General features: G+C 44.6%; 17 protein-coding genes and 1 rRNA gene. 11 read left to right on the forward strand and 7 right to left on the reverse strand.

Annotated elements, in window-relative coordinates; genetic code table 11:
* Nucleotides 1-57 precede the first annotated feature (57 nt).
* Nucleotides 58-1,594, reverse strand: a 16S ribosomal RNA gene (locus tag FERRO_RS00005).
* A 356-nt stretch (nt 1,595-1,950) separates the two neighbouring features.
* Here FERRO_RS00005 and FERRO_RS00010 point away from each other — a divergent pair.
* The 3 genes from FERRO_RS00010 (at nt 1,951) to FERRO_RS00020 (ending at nt 3,394) form a co-directional block, all read left to right on the forward strand.
* Nucleotides 1,951-2,514 carry an HNH endonuclease gene (locus FERRO_RS00010; protein ID WP_056928852.1) on the forward strand — a complete coding sequence of 188 codons (564 nt, stop codon included), beginning with the start codon at nt 1,951-1,953 and terminating at the stop codon, nt 2,512-2,514.
* Nucleotides 2,515-2,657: 143 nt separating this feature from the next.
* Nucleotides 2,658-2,879, forward strand: coding sequence for a hypothetical protein (locus FERRO_RS00015; RefSeq protein WP_056928853.1), 222 nt, complete (start codon nt 2,658-2,660; stop codon nt 2,877-2,879).
* A gap of 119 nt (nt 2,880-2,998) precedes the next feature.
* Nucleotides 2,999-3,394, forward strand: coding sequence for a rhodanese-like domain-containing protein (locus tag FERRO_RS00020; protein ID WP_056928854.1), 396 nt, complete (start codon nt 2,999-3,001; stop codon nt 3,392-3,394).
* On the opposite strand, the gene phaP is transcribed toward FERRO_RS00020, so the two are convergent.
* The 4 genes from phaP to FERRO_RS00040 all read right to left on the reverse strand — a co-directional run bounded on the left by phaP (nt 3,391) and on the right by FERRO_RS00040 (nt 7,708).
* Nucleotides 3,391-3,912 carry a phasin family protein gene (gene phaP / locus FERRO_RS00025; protein WP_082601117.1) on the reverse strand — a complete coding sequence of 174 codons (522 nt, stop codon included), beginning with the start codon at nt 3,910-3,912 and terminating at the stop codon, nt 3,391-3,393. The genes FERRO_RS00020 and phaP overlap by 4 nt on opposite strands.
* Nucleotides 3,913-4,012: 100 nt before the next feature.
* Complete coding sequence (locus FERRO_RS00030) at nt 4,013-5,317, reverse strand: NAD(P)/FAD-dependent oxidoreductase (protein ID WP_056928856.1); 1,305 nt, start codon at nt 5,315-5,317, stop codon at nt 4,013-4,015.
* 40 nt (nt 5,318-5,357) lie between these two features.
* Nucleotides 5,358-6,611: a chromate efflux transporter gene (chrA, locus tag FERRO_RS00035; protein WP_056928857.1), complete on the reverse strand. Its 1,254-nt coding sequence runs from the start codon at nt 6,609-6,611 to the stop codon at nt 5,358-5,360.
* Nucleotides 6,611-7,708: a fatty acid desaturase gene (locus tag FERRO_RS00040; RefSeq protein WP_152975670.1), complete on the reverse strand. Its 1,098-nt coding sequence runs from the start codon at nt 7,706-7,708 to the stop codon at nt 6,611-6,613. The genes chrA and FERRO_RS00040 overlap by 1 nt, the downstream gene beginning before the upstream one ends.
* A 117-nt stretch (nt 7,709-7,825) precedes the next feature.
* Between FERRO_RS00040 and FERRO_RS00045 the strand changes: the two genes are divergently transcribed.
* From FERRO_RS00045 to FERRO_RS00075, 7 genes are all read left to right on the forward strand, one after another.
* Nucleotides 7,826-8,647 carry an SDR family NAD(P)-dependent oxidoreductase gene (locus FERRO_RS00045; protein WP_056928859.1) on the forward strand — a complete coding sequence of 274 codons (822 nt, stop codon included), beginning with the start codon at nt 7,826-7,828 and terminating at the stop codon, nt 8,645-8,647.
* 143 nt (nt 8,648-8,790) lie between these two features.
* On the forward strand, nt 8,791-10,935 hold the full coding sequence (locus tag FERRO_RS00050; protein WP_056928860.1) for an adenosylcobalamin-dependent ribonucleoside-diphosphate reductase: 2,145 nt from the start codon (nt 8,791-8,793) through the stop codon (nt 10,933-10,935).
* A 24-nt stretch (nt 10,936-10,959) separates the two neighbouring features.
* Nucleotides 10,960-11,640 (forward strand): TSCPD domain-containing protein, encoded by a 681-nt coding sequence (locus FERRO_RS00055; RefSeq protein ID WP_056928861.1) that lies wholly within the window; start codon nt 10,960-10,962, stop codon nt 11,638-11,640.
* A gap of 18 nt (nt 11,641-11,658) precedes the next feature.
* A complete protein-coding gene (locus tag FERRO_RS00060; protein ID WP_056928862.1) occupies nt 11,659-12,036 on the forward strand; it encodes a hypothetical protein in 378 nt (125 codons plus the stop codon).
* Complete coding sequence (locus FERRO_RS00065) at nt 12,036-12,824, forward strand: hydroxypyruvate isomerase family protein (protein WP_056928863.1); 789 nt, start codon at nt 12,036-12,038, stop codon at nt 12,822-12,824. The genes FERRO_RS00060 and FERRO_RS00065 overlap by 1 nt, the downstream gene beginning before the upstream one ends.
* Nucleotides 12,825-12,889: 65 nt before the next feature.
* Complete coding sequence (locus FERRO_RS00070) at nt 12,890-14,677, forward strand: alkaline phosphatase family protein (RefSeq protein WP_056928864.1); 1,788 nt, start codon at nt 12,890-12,892, stop codon at nt 14,675-14,677.
* Between the two features lie 56 nt (nt 14,678-14,733).
* Nucleotides 14,734-14,973, forward strand: a complete 240-nt coding sequence (locus tag FERRO_RS00075) for a hypothetical protein (protein WP_056928865.1) — start codon at nt 14,734-14,736, stop codon at nt 14,971-14,973.
* Between the two features lie 156 nt (nt 14,974-15,129).
* Here FERRO_RS00075 and FERRO_RS00080 read toward each other — a convergent pair whose 3' ends face one another.
* Entirely contained in the window at nt 15,130-15,483 is a 354-nt protein-coding gene (locus FERRO_RS00080; RefSeq protein WP_056928866.1) for a MarR family transcriptional regulator, read from the reverse strand.
* Between the two features lie 85 nt (nt 15,484-15,568).
* On the opposite strand from FERRO_RS00080, the gene FERRO_RS00085 reads away from it, so the two are divergent.
* The gene (locus FERRO_RS00085) at nt 15,569-17,230 is read left to right on the forward strand and encodes a SulP family inorganic anion transporter (protein WP_056928867.1); all 1,662 of its coding nucleotides are present in this window, start codon (nt 15,569-15,571) and stop codon (nt 17,228-17,230) included.
* On the opposite strand, the gene FERRO_RS00090 is transcribed toward FERRO_RS00085, so the two are convergent.
* Nucleotides 17,225-18,316 carry an alkene reductase gene (locus FERRO_RS00090; RefSeq protein WP_056928868.1) on the reverse strand — a complete coding sequence of 364 codons (1,092 nt, stop codon included), beginning with the start codon at nt 18,314-18,316 and terminating at the stop codon, nt 17,225-17,227. The two genes, FERRO_RS00085 and FERRO_RS00090, sit on opposite strands and share 6 nt — an antisense overlap.
* Between the last annotated feature and the right edge of the window lie 257 nt (nt 18,317-18,573).

An 18,573-nucleotide genomic window follows, 5' to 3' on the forward strand; every position in this document is an offset into this window, starting at 1 on the left:
AATAAACCGATAGATGTGGATACTAGCTTGGTGAGGGACTTTCGTCCCTTTTTTCTTAAAGGAGGTGATCCAGCCGCAGGTTCCCCTACGGCTACCTTGTTACGACTTCACCCCAGTCATGAATCATACCGTGGTAAGCGCCCTCCTTGCGGTTAGACTACCTACTTCTGGTATCACCCACTCCCATGGTGTGACGGGCGGTGTGTACAAGACCCGGGAACGTATTCACCGCGACATGCTGATCCGCGATTACTAGCGATTCCGACTTCATGCTCTCGAGTTGCAGAGAACAATCCGGACTACGACAGGCTTTCTGGGATTGGCTCCCCCTCGCGGGTTGGCTACCCTCTGTACCTGCCATTGTATGACGTGTGAAGCCCTACCCATAAGGGCCATGAGGACTTGACGTCATCCCCACCTTCCTCCGGTTTGTCACCGGCAGTCTCATTAAAGTGCCCAACTCAATGATGGCAATTAATGACAAGGGTTGCGCTCGTTGCGGGACTTAACCCAACATCTCACGACACGAGCTGACGACAGCCATGCAGCACCTGTGTTACGGTTCCCTTTCAGGCACTCCTACTTCTCAGTAAAATTCCGTACATGTCAAGGGTAGGTAAGGTTTTTCGCGTTGCATCGAATTAATCCACATCATCCACCGCTTGTGCGGGTCCCCGTCAATTCCTTTGAGTTTTAATCTTGCGACCGTACTCCCCAGGCGGTCAACTTCTCGCGTTAGCTTCGTTACTAAGTAAACAAGTTACCCAACAACCAGTTGACATCGTTTAGGGCGTGGACTACCAGGGTATCTAATCCTGTTTGCTCCCCACGCTTTCGTGCATGAGCGTCAGTCTTATCCCAGGGGGCTGCCTTCGCCATCGGTATTCCTCCACATCTCTACGCATTTCACTGCTACACGTGGAATTCTACCCCCCTCTGACAGACTCTAGCTTGCCAGTCTCAAACGCAGTTCCCAGGTTAAGCCCGGGGCTTTCACATCTGACTTAACAAACCGCCTGCGCACGCTTTACGCCCAGTAATTCCGATTAACGCTCGCACCCTACGTATTACCGCGGCTGCTGGCACGTAGTTAGCCGGTGCTTCTTCTTGAGGTACCGTCAGTGACCAAAGCTATTCACTTTGACCGTTTCTTCCCTCACGAAAGAGCTTTACAACCCGAAGGCCTTCTTCACTCACGCGGCATGGCTGGATCAGGGTTGCCCCCATTGTCCAAAATTCCCCACTGCTGCCTCCCGTAGGAGTCTGGGCCGTGTCTCAGTCCCAGTGTGGCTGATCATCCTCTCAGACCAGCTACCGATCGCAGCCTTGGTGAGCCTTTACCTCACCAACTAGCTAATCGGACATCGGCCGCCCCTTCAGCGTGAGGCCTTACGGTCCCCCACTTTCCTCCTCAGAGCTCATGCGGTATTAGCACAACTTTCGCTGCGTTATCCCCCACTCAAGGATACGTTCCGATGTATTACTCACCCGTTCGCCACTCGCCACCAGGGTTGCCCCCGTGCTGCCGTTCGACTTGCATGTGTAAAGCATGCCGCCAGCGTTCAATCTGAGCCAGGATCAAACTCTTCAGTTCAATCTCTATTCAAAATCCACTCAAAATAACCTAACGGAAATTTATAAGTGCTAATACTAATGTCCTCACTAGTACCCACACCTATCGGTTTATCTAAATTTTAAAGAGCATGTTAACTGCGCTGTTTACTGCGTCTCGTCAACCAAGACTGCTATTATACATCGCCTATTGTTACGGTCAATGCTTTGTTGAAAAAAAAATGAAATAATACCCGTCTAACACTCTCTGCGCCACTGGAAAACCACCCCTATTCCATTGAATTTCAACAAAAAAATAACACTATTTCTTTTTTTAATATAGAATAAAAAAATTGTGATTCCAGTAAAAAAGTTAAGGCAATATAGGAAAACATTCATATGCAACCTTACGTATTAACTGTGGACATGTCAGGTTTACCCCAAGCTTGGGTTGAATTGGAGGAGGCTATCACTTACCACGCCAAAAGTATGGTGGCCTGGTCCTTAGGTAACGCCTTAGCAACTTTTCATGGTGGCTGGGACTGTCACGGAACACGATCAGAAATTGAGACCAAATCCATTATTGCTATAAAGGGTAGCAATCATGGCGCAAAGCTCATTGGCCAACAAGTAGGACTAACCAATGGCTTACTATTTAATCGCGATCGCTTCACTTGCGCCTATTGTGGCGATCACTGTCAGCCCAAACATTTATCACGCGACCACATACTGCCCGTCTCACGAGGGGGGGCCAATAGTTGGACCAACGTCGTGACTGCCTGCCGTCACTGCAACACTAAAAAATCCAATAAAACCCCCGAGGAGGCTCGAATGACTCTCTTATATATCCCCTATACCCCAAATCGTTACGAACATTTCATTTTAAAGAATCGACACATCTTGGCTGACCAGATGGATTATTTAATGGCTGGCGTACCCCAATCCAGTAGACTCCATGACTAAATTTATCACTTTAATTCCCTCAGCTTGTCAACCTAGTTACCGGTGAAACGTTTTGAAGATTGCATAATTACAGTTTTTATCTGTAAAATTAGGTTCCCGAAAGGGATATCATCACTAGTGTATTAATTAAAAAGGAAATTACCATGATTCGTTCTGCACTGATCGCTGCCTTGTTGGCTGCTTTTTCTGTCACCGCAATGGCTGCTGACGCTGCTCCTGCTGCTGCTGCTGCTCCTGCAGCCGCCGCTGCTCCTGCTGCAAAAGAAATGAAAAAAGAAGAAGCTAAAAAAGAAATGAAAAAAAGCCATAAAGCTAGAAAAGCTCATAAAGCAAAAAAAGAAATGAAGAAAAGCGAAGCAAAATAATTTAAGAAGTTGATTCTTAATTAAGCTGTGATGCAGAACTACTTGAAAAAGTTAATCTGTAAATCAGTGTGAATAGGCGACGTTTTAACGTCGCCTATTCATTTATACAAAGGGTAATGATGAAAAAAGGCTATCTCACTCTTCTTGCGGAAGCAAACGCTGTCATTGAGAGCTGTAACGTTACAGAGGTCAATTCAGCACAGCATGATTCTAATGTCTTAATTGTGGACCTGAGGGAAACCGCCGAAATACTCAGAGACGGGATGATCCCTGGCGCCTTTCATGCACCAAGAGGCCTAATCGAATTTTGGGTGGACCCTACCTCACCTTATCATAAGCCCGTTTTTCAGGAAAAAACACACTTTATTTTGTATTGTGCATCAGGCTGGCGAAGCGCGCTCACTGCCAAAACATTGCAAGAAATGGGCTTACCTAACATAAAACACTTAGAAGGCGGTTTTGGGGCCTGGAAACAGTCAGGGGCCCCAATCGCCACTAAAAAAGACCCAACTTAAATCTTATGTATTTGGCTGAGATTCTTGGCATTACTTTCAGCCAACTCAACAGACTGCTGAAACGCTTTTTGTGCTGATGCATAAGCATTGTTTCCAGCTGCCAGTAAAGAATTGAAAGCCGCCGTCATGGGTTCTGCCCCCTGAGGCATACTCTTTAAGACTTCATTAAAAGCTTCACTGACCCGCTTATTAAAATCTTCAACTTGATGTTGTATGATTCCAGCCACTTCCTTGGCCGTTTCTTTTGAAACCTCGTAGGTTGTTGTGACCTGTTCTTGTGCGCCATTACCCGTTGGTTTCAAATACTCGATTTGAATTTGATACCACTCTTGCGGGGTTTTCGCCTCGGCTAAGCGAGTGGCATGCTCGTGGAGAGACAGAACATGCTGTTTCACTGCTCCCAAACTGGCTTGAGATACTTTTTCTGTGCTATCTAGCAATACTTTAGAAAAACTCAGTAATCGTTCTAGATTTTCTTGTTGCACCTTTAACATTTGTTCTGGGGTAGTAGCCATCATATCCCTCCTTTTTGATTATTTCACCATTTAAGTATACTGCATGAATATGTGAACATCTATTACAAAATACTATACAGGGTAAACCAATCCATTACCTAGTTTAGTGCAGTTTGACATGAGGCACGGTACGACGACTGATAAATCGTGAGAGGGTGGTTAAGGCCATTTTCCAAAAGCCATGAAGGGCCATTTCATGCAGTTTATATAATGATATATACATGTAACGAGCGAATAATCCTTCAACCCATAAGCTGCGGCCTGCAAAATTACCCATTAAATGACCCACTGTCGTATAGTCACCTAAGGAGACTAAAGAACCAAAATCACGATAACGAAATGCAGTTAATGGCTCACCATTCATCCATTTTGGCAGCGCTTTAATCAAATAATTAGATTGCTGATGGGCCGCTTGCGCCCTTGGAGGAATGGTTTTTCCCTCATGACCGTGCCAAGCGCAGGCAGCGCAATCACCTATGGCAAAAATCTTCGGGTCCACAATGGTTTGTAACGTATCTCTTACAATTAGTTGATTGATGGCATTAGTCTCTAGTCCCAATTGAGTTAAAAAGTGCGGCGCTTTAACCCCTGCCGCCCACACCACCAACTCACCTGGGATAACTGTTCCATTCACGAGGCATACTGCATTTTCCATCACTTGTGCCACGGCCGCACCGGTATGCACTTGAATATTTAATTGACTAAGCATGCGTTGAGCGGCATCTGAAATACGAACAGGCAGTGCTGGTAATATCCTGGTTGAGGCTTCAACCAAATGAATTTGGATATGTTTATCAGGTTCAATTCGATCTAAGTTATAGGCAACAAGATCACGGGTGGCATTATGAAGCTCTGCGGCCAGCTCAACTCCCGTGGCGCCCGCTCCAACAATCACCACTTGCAGTTGCTCAGGGCGCAGCGGCGTACTCTGTGCATGGGCACGTAAAAAAGCGTTCACCAACCGACGATGAAAACGATCGGCCTCATCCGTACTCTCCAAGGCGACGGCATATTGACTGACACCAGGGGTGCCAAAGTCATTGGTATGACTGCCCACGGCCATCACCAATGTGTCATAGTAAAAGCTCCTCTCTTCGGTCACTTGCTCACCTTCATCATCGAAATAAGGAGCCACATGAACCAATTGCTTCTCTCGATCAATACCCGTCATCTCACCAATACGATAACGAAAGTTATGCCAAAAGGATTGCGCCAAATAGTCTAATTCATGGATATCTAAATCCACACTGCCGGCTGCTAATTCATGAAGATGGGGCTTCCAGAAATGAGTGCGTGACTTTTCAATTAACGTGATTTCAGCAAGGCCTTTTTTACCCAGCGTATCGCCAAGACGTGTTGCTAACTCAAGGCCTCCCGCACCACCACCAACAATTATAATTTGGTGCATGATTTACCCCCTTTCCCAACATAATGAAACTGATAACCCATTAACTGACCACCACACCCACTAGTCCACAGGCCATGACTACAGCCCATACTGGAATGTGTGGCTTTTTCCATAACACAAGAAAAGCTAAGACTCCAAGCGTTAATTGAATCGCATTCACTTGCCAATGCCCTGCATGAACCATACTTCCTAGAGTGCGTAACACAAGCAGTGACATCATCCCCACCACCGCAGCGAATAGAGCCGAAAAAACATATTTAAAGTCAGGTAAAGCTCCCAGACGCTCAACCAAGGGAGCCCCTAACAAGACACCTAAAAAACTTGGTAAAAAAGTATACCAAACAGCGATTAGCCCACCTATTAAGGCAAGCCAGCCGTGATGGATGTCCACGGTATGAATATGATTCCAGGTCGCCACAAAACCAACAAAGGCCACTATCATAATCAATGGCCCAGGCGTGGTTTCTCCTAAAGCCAAGGCATTCATCATGTCATTATTGCTCAGCCAATGTTGCGCAGTGACCCCGGACCAGACATAGGGCAACACCGTGTAAGCCCCGCCAAAAGACAACAGAGCCGTGCCAGTAAAAAACATACTTAATTGCCTAAACCACTGATATTGCAACCCTAATCGTGACAAAATCACCATAGGGAAGAGCCAACTGATGGCGACTAAAACTATTACCCTGACACTATCACGAACATCCCGTGGAGTAAATTTAAAACCCAGTTGGTCGTAAAAGCCAGGGGGTTTATGACGGCGCCACCACAAGAAACCAGTTAGAATGGAGCCTAAAAAGATTAGGGTAAAAGAAACGTGTAGCAAAGCCATTAAAAAAGCCACCATAGCTAACCACAGTTCTTTTTCTTGGAGAAGATATTTCTTGGTTAGTCTAAAAGTAGCGAAGGCCACCAAAGCAAATACTGCCGGCTTTAAACCAAATAAAAAATGACTAATGAAACTAATCTGACCAAAGTTAACCAACAAATAAGCCAGAATTATAAGAATAAAGATTGAGGGCAATATAAACAGAAGACCTGCGCACAACCCACCTACCGATCCATTTAGAGCCCAGCCTAAATAGGTGGCTAGTTGCTGTGCTTCAGGTCCGGGCAAAATAGTACAGAGGGTTAATGCTCGGCGAAACTGCTCTTCATCAACCCACTGCCTCTCAAGGACTAAGTCCTCATGCATCATGGCCACTTGTGCAACAGGGCCACCAAAACTCACCCATCCTAAACGATGCCAGTACCTTAATGCTTCTTTTAAAGAAGGACTGGGTAATTCATTCATTAAGCAGCTTGTGCAAGTGATGCGCTTGTGGGTTTACCAGAAAAATCTAGCCAGCACTTATTTTTAAAATCATAAAGCTTACACAAGCGAGCAGTTTCAAAATACCATTGCCAGCTAAAGGGTTGCACAATAATTCTGCCGGGCAAATGGTTTTCCAAGAACTGTTGCGCTTCCTTAAGACGATACAACGGTATGCTGCTATCAAGATGATGAGCGGTATGCTCCATAATATGATGCATCAACGCCCCGAATTTAAAACGGAATATGAGGTGTACCGTGGTTGATACATAGGGTTGAGCTGCAGACCATTCGGACTTATTGTCATACCAAGCCACGGATGTATGGGTATGGTGTGCATACACCACAAAGCCAATCATGAAATTCCAAAAGACGAAGGGAATCACAAACCCCATTACCACTGAGAGTGCGACAGACTGATGTGTCTTGACAGCGGCAATCACTAATAAGGCATTCCAAACAAAAGCAAAAACAGTCACTAACAGACCGTCCCATACAAAAGCTTGGCGTTTTGCTCCCATGTAAGCCTTTGATGGAAAATACATCCTGTTCCACCACATCTCAATAAAATAATACAAACCAGGAGCCCAACCGTTACGGTAGAGCTTTTCTAAAAAACGACGGGTAGGGGATAAAGCCTTAAATTCTTCCACTGAATAAGGCGCCCAAACAAAATCAAAGCCCTTTAAATTGGTTTGTCCATGGTGCACAACATTGTGACCAATGTCCCACAGGCTGTAAGGCGTTAATGAGAATAAAAACGCAAAACGGCCAACCACTTTATTTAAGTTACGACTAGGCGTTAAGCTCTGATGACATGCATCATGGCCTAAGATGAATAATCGTCCAATCACAAAACCTGCCATTAAACCAACAACGATTTTCAAGGGCCACAGGGAGAACCAAAGGGTGGCGGCAATCAACAAAACAAATAAAGCAGTATCAATAGCCAACAATAATAATGGCTTCATCGTATCTTTACCGCTCAGTGGAATGAGCCAACTGCGTACCGTTCTTCTACCAGGAAAAGGAGCGTCAGGCGAGATGATCGGAATCGAAGTGTTTGGGGAATCAATCATTTGATGTATTGTCATAATATTAGGCTAATTGTTGTTATTAGTAAATTTACAAGTAAGTGAATTCTAACAAAAAGAAAAGTAAATAGTCACCAAATTATTATTAAATTGAGGTTTTTCATGTTTTTTTCATCAAATCCACCCATTTCTTCTTGGCAAAACAAGGTGATATGGATTATTGGTGCCTCCAGCGGCATAGGAGCAGCCTTAACCAGTCAGTTAGTAAAAAAAGGGAGCCAACTGGTTATTTCAGCGCGCTCTGTGGATAAACTTGAGTTAGTGGCCAATGAGAGTAAGACTCTTCAGAATACCCTTCAACCCTGTATTATCCCGTGCGACATTGGTATAACAGAGGATATTCATGCCGCTTATCAGAAAATCATAGCACTTTATGGCCATATTGACTTAGTGATTATTGCCTCAGGCCTCTATGATGCCCTAAGTGCCAAAGACTTTAACCCACTAAAGTTGCCTCTGATCAGCCAAACGATTGATACTAATTTGATGGGTTATTACCGCGTTCTCAGTCATGTGATCCCAGGGTTCTTAAGTCAACAGCAGGGAGCTGTGGCCATGATTAGTAGTGTGGCGGGATACAGTGGACTGCCCAATGCTCTGGCTTACGCGCCCACCAAGGCTGCCTTAAATAATCTCGCTGAGGGTCTTTACAGCGAACTGCATCCTCACCATATTGGCATTTACTTGATTTGCCCAGGTTTTGTTGCCACACCCATGACCTCACAGAATCGTTTCCCGATGCCAGCTTTAATTACTCCAGAGCAAGCGGCTCTAGCCATCATTAACGGATTTGAACAAGGTTGTTTTGAAATACACTTTCCTAAGCGCTTCACGCTGTTTCTACAATTTTTAAGACGGTTACCCCGTTCTTGGTACATTAAAATCATCGCCTTAACTGTTGCAAAAAACACCACTTTGTCATGATTTAACAGGTTCTTTATGCTCGCGATACCCGATAGAATATAGACAGTTGACGACTACTACAAAAAGGGTTAACTTCACTTAAAAACCACAATATATTGTGGTTTTGCCACGCAACAAAAAACTCATAAAAATCAAGGACAACCATGCTTTCAGCTGTCAAATTAAACGACTCCACACCACAGGATAACGTTCCTCTACAGCCTGTATCAATTGATATTTGGGATAAAAAGTATCGCCTGAAAAATAAACATGGACAACCCGTTGACGAGACGATTGATAATACGTTTATTCGTGTCGCAAGAGCCTTGGCTGACACGGAAGCGACACCTGAAAAACGTGCCTACTGGTACGATAAATTTTTATGGGCCCTCAGACGGGGCGCTATCCCTGCGGGACGCATTACTTCTAATGCGGGGGCTCAAGAACATAAGCCTGCCACCAGCACAATTAACTGCACAGTCTCTGGCATTATTGAAGACAGCATGAATGGTATTTTAGAAAAGGTTCATGAAGCAGGTCTAACCCTTAAGGCGGGTTGTGGCATTGGTTATGAGTTTTCCACCTTGCGTCCAAAGGGAGCTTTTGTGGCTGGGGCAGGCGCTTACACCTCAGGCCCCCTCTCCTTCATGGATATCTATGACAAGATGTGTTTTACGGTCTCCTCCGCGGGTGGGCGCCGAGGAGCACAAATGGCGACCTTTGATATTTCTCATCCTGATGTCATTGACTTTATAAAAGCCAAACGTGAAGCAGGACGATTAAGACAATTTAACCTCTCTTGTCTCATTACAAAAGAATTCATGGAGGCCGTGAAAGAGGACAGGGACTGGCTACTCGCCTTTCCTATGACGGAAAGCGAAGCCCATGTGGACAGTGTTAACATTCCTTTGTCGCCGGACGTTATTTGGAGAGAGTGGCCGGTACAGAATAAATATATTACACGCGAGGATGGTAAAGTGGCCTGTCGTGTCTATAAAACCATCAAAGCCAAACGATTATGGGACATCATTATGTCCTCCACCTATGATTATGCAGAACCTGGTTTTATATTAATTGATCGGGTTAATGAAATGAATAACAACTGGTGGTGTGAAAACATTCGCGCCACCAACCCTTGTGGCGAGCAACCTCTACCGCCTTACGGCGCGTGCTTATTAGGGTCAGTTAACCTAACAAAATTTGTCAAAAAACCTTTCACTGATCACGCTTTTTTTGATTGGGAAGAATATCGCGAGGTAATTCGTATTTTTACACGAATGCTTGACAATGTGGTTGATGTGAATGGACTACCCTTGCCTCAACAACAGAACGAGATTATTCGTAAACGTCGCCATGGCATGGGCTACTTAGGTTTAGGCTCTACTCTGACATTACTTAAAATGACCTATGGCAGTGAAGATTCTCTGGTGTTTACCGATGCCGTGACACGCATCATGGCTGAGGAGGGTTGGCATGTTGGCGTCCAGCTAGCCGAAGAGAAGGGGCCAGCTCCCATCATGGAAGAATTATTCGACGTCACCACAGAAATGTTGAGTAAGCGTCCTGAAATGGTTCAAGATGGTATTAAGTTGGGTGACAAGCTGGCGGGTAAAGTACTACTGGGAAAATATAGCCGTTACATGCAGCAGTTTTCAACAGAATTGCAACAGGAAATTGCTGTAAAAGGGGTGCGCTTTACTCATCACACCTCGATTGCGCCCACAGGAACCATCTCTTTGTCTCTTGGGAATAATGCGAGCAATGGGATCGAACCCTCTTTCGCCCACCACTATAGCCGTAACGTCATTCGTGAGGGGAAAAAATCCAAAGAAAAAGTCGATGTATTTTCTTATGAATTGTTAGCCTATCGAGAATTTGTGAACCCACAGGCGATACCCTTTGCTGAGACACAGGAAGCAACACTACCAGACTACTTTGTTGATTCCTCTTCTATTGCTGCAACAGCACACGTAGATATTCAAGCTGCAGCACAAAAATGGATTGATAGCTCTATCTCGAAAACCATTAACGTTCCCACTGACTATCCTTATGAGGATTTCAAGGATATTTATTTTTATGCCTATGAAAAAGGATTAAAAGGATGCACGACTTTTCGCTTTAATCCTGAGGCTTTCCAAGGCGTTTTGGTGACCGAGAAAGATCTAGAAAACACCACTTATCGTTTCACACTTGAGGATGGATCCACGGTAGAAGTAAAAGGTAATGAAGACATTGTCTATGATGGTGAAACCCATACCGCAGCTAATTTATACGATGCCCTTAAAGAAGGCTATTACGGTAAGTTTTAATTAAGCCTCTTTTGGAGAATAACAATGACTATATCGATTAATAAAAAAATTACTGGCTACGCAGTCGTCACCGAATCCGAGCACAAAGAGCTCACCCAACAAAGTGCTGATATCCACTTGCTAGGAGAACCCTTATCACGGCCTGACAAGCTGGTGGGTAATACCTACAAAATTAAAACCCCTGCTAGTGAACATGCCCTGTATATCACCATCAACGATATACTGATGAATGAAGGAACCGCTCAGGAACACCGACGGCCTTTTGAAATATTCATTAACTCTAAGAATATGGAGCATTTTCAGTGGATAGTCGCCTTGACTCGGGTGATGTCAGCGGTATTTCGCAAAGGGGGAGACATTACCTTCCTGGTTGAGGAATTACAAAGTGTCTTCGACCCCAAGGGAGGGTACTTCAAAAAAGGCGGTAAATACACGCCGAGCTTGGTGGCTGAAATTGGAGAAGTATTACAGGAGCATTTACATGAAATTGGGATGCTCAAAAGAAATGAACCTGAAGCCCATCAACGGGCCTTTATGGAAGCTAAACGTAAAGAATATACAGAACAACAGAACACGTCAGGGTCGCACACCGCGTCAGGTTTTCCAGAGGGATCGCAATTGTGTACCAAATGTTCGACTAAAGCCGTGATTATTATGGATAACTGTTTGACCTGCTTAAATTGTGGCGACAGTAAGTGTAGCTAAACTCAAGCGAATAGCCTGTTGACAAAAGCTCCCTTTATTGCGGCAATGATTACTTACTTATTCATGATTGTTGCTTTCAGATACCCTCACCATCGCTGGTTTCATATTCCGGTGATGGTGAGTTGTATAGTGTTTGATGTGTTAATGCCCGTTTATTTAGTCACCCATCGCAACTGGTGGCACCGACTCATTGAACAGGGAGATATTACCTCCTTTGGCATTTGGATGCATATTGGACTGTTGGTGGCACTCTATGCTTTAGAGTTTGTACAGATACAAACCGCCATAAAAATCCTGAAGGGTAATGAGGAGGTTCGACAAACCCATCGCAGTCAAGCCAAAGCACTCCTTATCATACGGGCCATTGTTATTTTGACTGGTGGAATCTTAGCCTGATGCCGCGGTTTTGTGCAAATCTCTCTTGGCTGTATCAGGAATTGCCTTTTTTAGAACGTTTCAAACAGGCCAGTTTAGATGGGTTCACGGCAGTGGAGCACCTTTTCCCTTATGAATTTGAACCCCAACAGATTGCTTATCAACTACAACAATACCAATTATCCATGCAACTCATTAATGCTCCGGCGGGTAACTGGCATGAAGGAGATCGCGGTATTGCTATAGATCCCCAACGGCAGCGTTTATTTAGAGAGCTCTTTGAAGGCCAAGCCATCCCCACCGCCTTAGCATTAAATTGCCCCTTTATTCATGTGATGTCTGGGGTAATGCCTCCCACTCAAGAGCAATCTGTGGCTGAGAAGACTTTTCTAAATAATCTGGAATGGGCCTTAAACAAAATTGCGTCCCTTGAGCTTACCTTACTAATAGAACCCATTAGTCAGCAGACCATTAACAATTATTATTTAACCCGTCAAGCTCAAGCCCTCGCCATTATTGATCAATTTAGTAGCTCTCAACTCAAACTTCAATTGGATATTTTCCATTGCCAATTAACTGAGGGCTCATTAACTGAGCATATTCAACACGCTCTTCAGCGTCAATGTTTAGGCCATATTCAAATTGCAGGGGTGCCGCTGCGTCAGGAGCCCAATGATGGTGAAGTGAACTATTCTTATCTCTTTAAGTTACTGGACCAGTATCCCTATCAAGGTTATGTTGGCTGCGAATATAGTCCCAGAGGCAATACAACCGCAGGATTAGACTGGTATTTCCCCTATCGCCCATAAGGTGTCTTCAAAATGTCATTAAAATTGATTATTGTAAGATGCTATCACTCAATTTAGGATAAACAATGCATCGATTATTATGGGTCTTCTTTCTTGTTACTAACGCCGCTGTGGCAGCGGAGCCACATAATCTTATTTTATTTGTTCCCGATGGTCTCAGAGCACTCATGGTCAATGCAACGACTACTCCCACCATGAACGAGATGAAAGGCAACGGCGTTTACTTTGAAAATAATCACTCCGCCTATCCGACACTTACTATGCCCAACGCATCCGTGTTTTCAACGGGTCATGTGTTAGGGGATACGGGTATTTTTAGTAATTCCATTTATACTAAGGAGGTAGTTCATCAGGCCCATGACACCACCACTCCTTTTTTAGAGAATGATGACATTATTGATGAATTAGAAAATCAATATGACGGACATTTAATGCGATTTTCTGCCTTGTTAGAGGAGGCTCAACATCATGGTTTTAATACCGCCGTCATTGGTAAAGTGGGTCCCACCAAACTATTTCACCCAACCATCACACAGGGTATGTTTCCCATACTCATCGATGATATGACTGGGCATAACACATCAACTCTGCCGCAACCGCTCATCGATTTATTGAATCAGAATCAATTGCCTCTAATCACCCCAGGTCGGGGGAGTAATGGTCAGTCGGGCAATGCCATGACGCCGGGGACACTGACCAACAATAGGGATCAACAACAATACTTTGTGGATGTTGCGACCAAAGTGATTCTTCCTTACCTTAACCATCAACACAAGCCCTTTGTGTTGGTTTACTGGTCGAGAGACCCCGATGGGACTCAACATAATCAGGGTGATAGTTTGCAACAAGTGGTGCCAGGTATTAACGGGCCGACCTCGTTGTCTGCCATAACCAATGCCGACAATAATTTACATCAATTGATGAATGCATTAATTACTTTGGGTCTCGATAAAAATACCAATATAGTCGTTGCTGCTGATCACGGCTTCTCAACCATTTGGAAAGAGAGTCAAACGAGCTATAGCGCCAGTCAATCCTATACCGATGTTGCCACGCATCAACTCCCTCCGGGCTTTCTGGCGATCGACTTGAGTCATGGATTAGGTTTGCCTCTGTATGATGCCAATCAAACCGATCATCTCGTGGTCGCCCATGAACATCCCATTGCCGGCAACGGGTTAATTGGGGAGGACAGTTCCCATCCATGGATTAGAGTGGTGGCCAATGGTGGCTCTGATCTGATTTATGTTGATCACCCCGCCTCTAAGAAGGAGATTGAAAAAATAATCACCCTTTTATTCCATGAAGACTATGTTAGCGGAGTATTTGTTGATGACAAACTTGGGCGCTATCCAGGCACTTTAACCTTGTCTGATATTGGTCTTGATGGACAGGCGAATACGCCACGGCCGGCCATGGTGGTTAACTTTAGAAGTTCCTACAGCGCCTGTCGTCAACCCATCACTTGCAGCGTTGAGATCGCTGATACGGTACTCCAACAAGGGCAAGGCATGCATGGGAATTTTAATCGTGCCGATACCTATCCTTTCATGGCGGCTATTGGACCTGATTTCAAAACTCACTATACGGATCTTATTCCCTCAAGTAATGTAGACATGGGGATGACATTGCGGGCTCTATTAGGTCTTACTGGCTCGTCAAACAATAACCATGTTGGACGAGTGCTTGAAGAAGCCTTACTGGGAGGAAAAGAGCCTCTGTTTAATCATGTGAAAAAAGTCTCTGACCCTGGGTTAGGGGGTAAACAAACGGTATTAAACATACAAAAAGTGGGCTCTCACAGTTATTTGGATAGCGGTGGTTTCCCTGGCAACACTTTGGGATTATATTAGAGGTAGGGACACGTGTGATCAGTGTTCTTGTCCAACACGATCTTATAAGGGGCATCATGACAAAACTGAATAAGCAAGAGCAAGCTCAATTTTTACTCGACGCCGTTGATCATCTGAAATCTGAAACCGATAAACATGAACACATTAACGGTGCTTTCAGAGGCTTAGTATACAGTGTGGTTGAAACACTGGGACAATTGGTGGGAGATCCTGAACTACCCCAACATATGAAATCTGGTATAGAAGGAGCACTAGAAGTGGCGAGGGAAATTCAACACACCATCAGTCACCATTAAGTGCATTCTGTTGCCATGGTAGTCAAAGCCTACTTTGTGTGGGCAACAAAAAATTTAAGGGGATTAGCGTGTTTCTGCCTAGCCCTAGGGGGAGAGCCAGAAAATCATAACCCCCCAACCCAGTAGAAGGGTTTGTTAGCATCATTACTGACGGCTTTACCGTTGAGCTTTAAGGAGGCACTCACCCATCTTATCAAAATAGTGATTGGTTATTTTAGTGGGAACGATGTATTTAATGCGTTTATCATGTTCGTCAATTTCTACAGCAATCATGCCCTTCTCTTTCAGATCTTTGATTCGTCCATGAACTGTAGAATAGGAAACATCGGAAATCATGTTGATGGCATCTAATATGCTGACTTTTGTATTCTGCTGCCAAGCTAAGGCTAAAACATTGATAAGTCGTTCTTCCAAAGCATCAAGAGTTGGAAAACTCGGGATATCCTGCAAGGTGTTAACCAGATTTATGAATTTTAAATAGGCAGAAGATGTTTTCGCTATACGAATCATGATAAATTTACTTATTAATTAAAGTTAATGTTTAATGGTTAATATATTAACATTTAAAATAGATAACAGATACATTATATAATTTATGCTAGCCATTCAAGAAGCCTATCGATCCGGTTTGTTTCATAAAAAAAACTGGCTCAACAATGTGTTGGCCGGCGTCATTGTAGGGATCGTTGCCCTTCCTCTAGCCATGGCCTTTGCCATAGCCTCGGGAGCCAAACCTGAACAAGGGCTGTACACGTCTATCGTGGCCGGACTCGCCGTCTCGTTGTTAGGTGGTAGCCGACTACAAATAGCGGGGCCCACTGGCGCCTTTATTGCGATTCTCTCGGGGATTACCGCCAAATATGGCTTTGGTGGTTTACAAATCGCAACCTTAATGGCCGGGTGTATTTTAATTGCCATGGGTGCCGCCAAATTGGGTGGCGTCATTAAATATATTCCCGACCCTGTCATCACAGGGTTTACCTCTGGGATCGCTATCATTATTTTTGTGGGTCAGTGGAAATATTTTCTTGGGCTAAATCATGTAGATAATCCAGAGTTATTTCATCAAAAACTGGTAGCCATTTTTCATGCACTACCCCAATTGAGTCCTGAAACCACTCTACTCTCTTGCGCTACTTTATTTATTTTAATAGTCACGCCATATGTCTCAAAAACAATTCCTGCCCCTTTTGTGGCGATGGTGTTTGCCACCACTATTCAATGGTCTTTTGGTTTAAATCATATAGCAACCCTTGGCAGTACCTTTGGTGGCATTCCACAAAGTTTACCCAGCTTTAAACTCCTTCCTTTAACCTATAATGAAGTCATTCGTTTAATTGGCCCAGCTTTTACTATTGCCCTCTTGGGGGCAATAGAATCTCTTTTGTCTGCGGTGGTGGCCGATAGCATGTCCAATAGCCGCCACGACTCCAATCAAGAGTTGATTGGCCAAGGAATAGCCAACGTATTAAGTCCTTTATTCGGTGGGTTTGCCGCCACAGGAGCCATTGCACGCACGGCAACCAATGTTAAAAACGGTGGCAACTCTCCTCTCTCAGGCATCATTCATGCGCTATCTCTGGTTGCCATTATCGTGATTTTTGCGCCTCTCGCCTCCCACATTCCACTGTGTGCACTGGCCGCTATACTGTTTGTTGTGGCGTACAACATGAGTGAAATAAAAACCTTTAGCTACATGTTGTGCAATGCCCCGATATCAGATCGATTAATCTTGTTAACAACCTGTTTTTTAACGGTGTTTGTGGATTTGGTTATCGCCGTTAATATAGGCGTTGTGATGGCCGCCTTATTGTTTATGAAAAACATGTCAGACAGTGTTGCCATTGAGTCTATCGCTCCTGAAACCCTCAACGCAGAAATGAACGATGACAGTGAATCACTACCCAAGAACACAGTGATTTATGCCCTTGAAGGACCCTTCTTTTTTGGTGTAGCCGCTCGCTTAGAGCATTCTCTAAGTAGCGCTCATATTCATGCCGACGCATTGATTCTCAGAATGGGTAAAGTCCCTTTAATTGACGCCACTGGCATAAAAACCCTATTTAATTTGGCTGACAAGTGCCTTCGTCATCACACACAATTGGTGCTCTGTGGGGCCAACTCAAGGGTGATGACACAACTTGTACAATCCGGCATTACCGACAAAATCGGTCAACACAATCTTATTCAACATATCAGCCAATGGCAGCTGACGGGTCACGGAACAACCCCGCAACCCACACAGCATGGATTATAAGGTAGGATAATCCGTATAGCCTTTCTCTGTCCCCCCGTAGAATGTTGCGCGATCATAAGGAGTAAGGGGAGCCCCGGCTGCGAACCGTGCCACCAAATCCGGATTAGAAATATAGAGACGACCGAAGGCCACTGCGTCCGCATGCCCTGACGTCACCGCCTCTTCCGCGTTGTCCTTATTGTATCCCCCGGCCATTAATACTTTGCCCTCAAAGCGTTCACTAAATAAGGTGGCTGTGCTCGGCATATCTTGAACCACTTGATCACTGCCGCCAGCCATGGTGGAACGCGGTTCAATCAGATGCAAATAGGCGAGATGTAATGGATTAAGGCGATCAATCACACCATTAAACAGTATAACGGGATCGCTATCTGACATATCATTAAAGCTGCCATAGGGAGAGAGGCGAACTCCAACGCGATCACTGCCCCACACGCCAATGACTGCCTCCAATACTTGCATTAATACACGACAACGGTTTTCAATGGAGCCACCGTATTCATCCGTGCGATGATTAGTGCCATTTTGTAAAAACTGGTCTAACAAATAACCATTCGCCGCATGAACTTCCACCCCATCAAACCCCGCCCGTAGAGCATTTTCTGCCGCGCATTGGTAGTCATGAATCAGAGCCAGAATATCCTCTTGTGTCATGGCACGAGGCGTTTCATAGGCCGCTTGTCCCCATTGTGCCGTGAATACTTGACCAGAAGGAGCTATGGCTGAGGGAGCAACAGGTAAGCCCTGCTCGGGATGATGCGAAGTATGTGAGATACGTCCCACGTGCCATAGTTGCATGACGACTTTTCCACCCTTAGCGTGAATCTCTGAGGTCACTGTTTGCCAACCTTTAATTTGTTCTTCACTATAAATCCCTGGGGTTCCTGGATAACCTTTGCCTAAGGGACTAATTTGAGTGGCCTCAGTGATAATCAGTCCAGCGCTAGCTCGCTGAGCATAATACTGAGCGGCGAGTTGCCCTGGAACGTCCCCTTGCGCTGCGCGCATTCTAGTTAGGGGGGCCATGACTACGCGATTATTTAGATCTATTGCGCCGAACTTAGTTGGAGTGAGTAATTTCATCATTCTATTTCCCTTATTTGAAATAATACCTAATTTAGACTGCCTCAGTTAGATAGTACCGATCCGAACTAATTCAAGGGGAATTGTAAAAAAATATGAAATTAACCCTAAATTCTGTAAATATGTTAGATTATCACATGAAGAAAAGATCACTCTTACGTGCTTTGATTTAACTTCAGTGACAACGATAATATTTGGAGAGAACGAAGATGATACCTGATACAGATACCATGGCACTTTATGAGATAATTAGCATTGCT

It is taken from the genome of Ferrovum sp. JA12, from assembly GCF_001431705.1.
Lineage (GTDB): Bacteria > Pseudomonadota > Gammaproteobacteria > Burkholderiales > Ferrovaceae > PN-J185.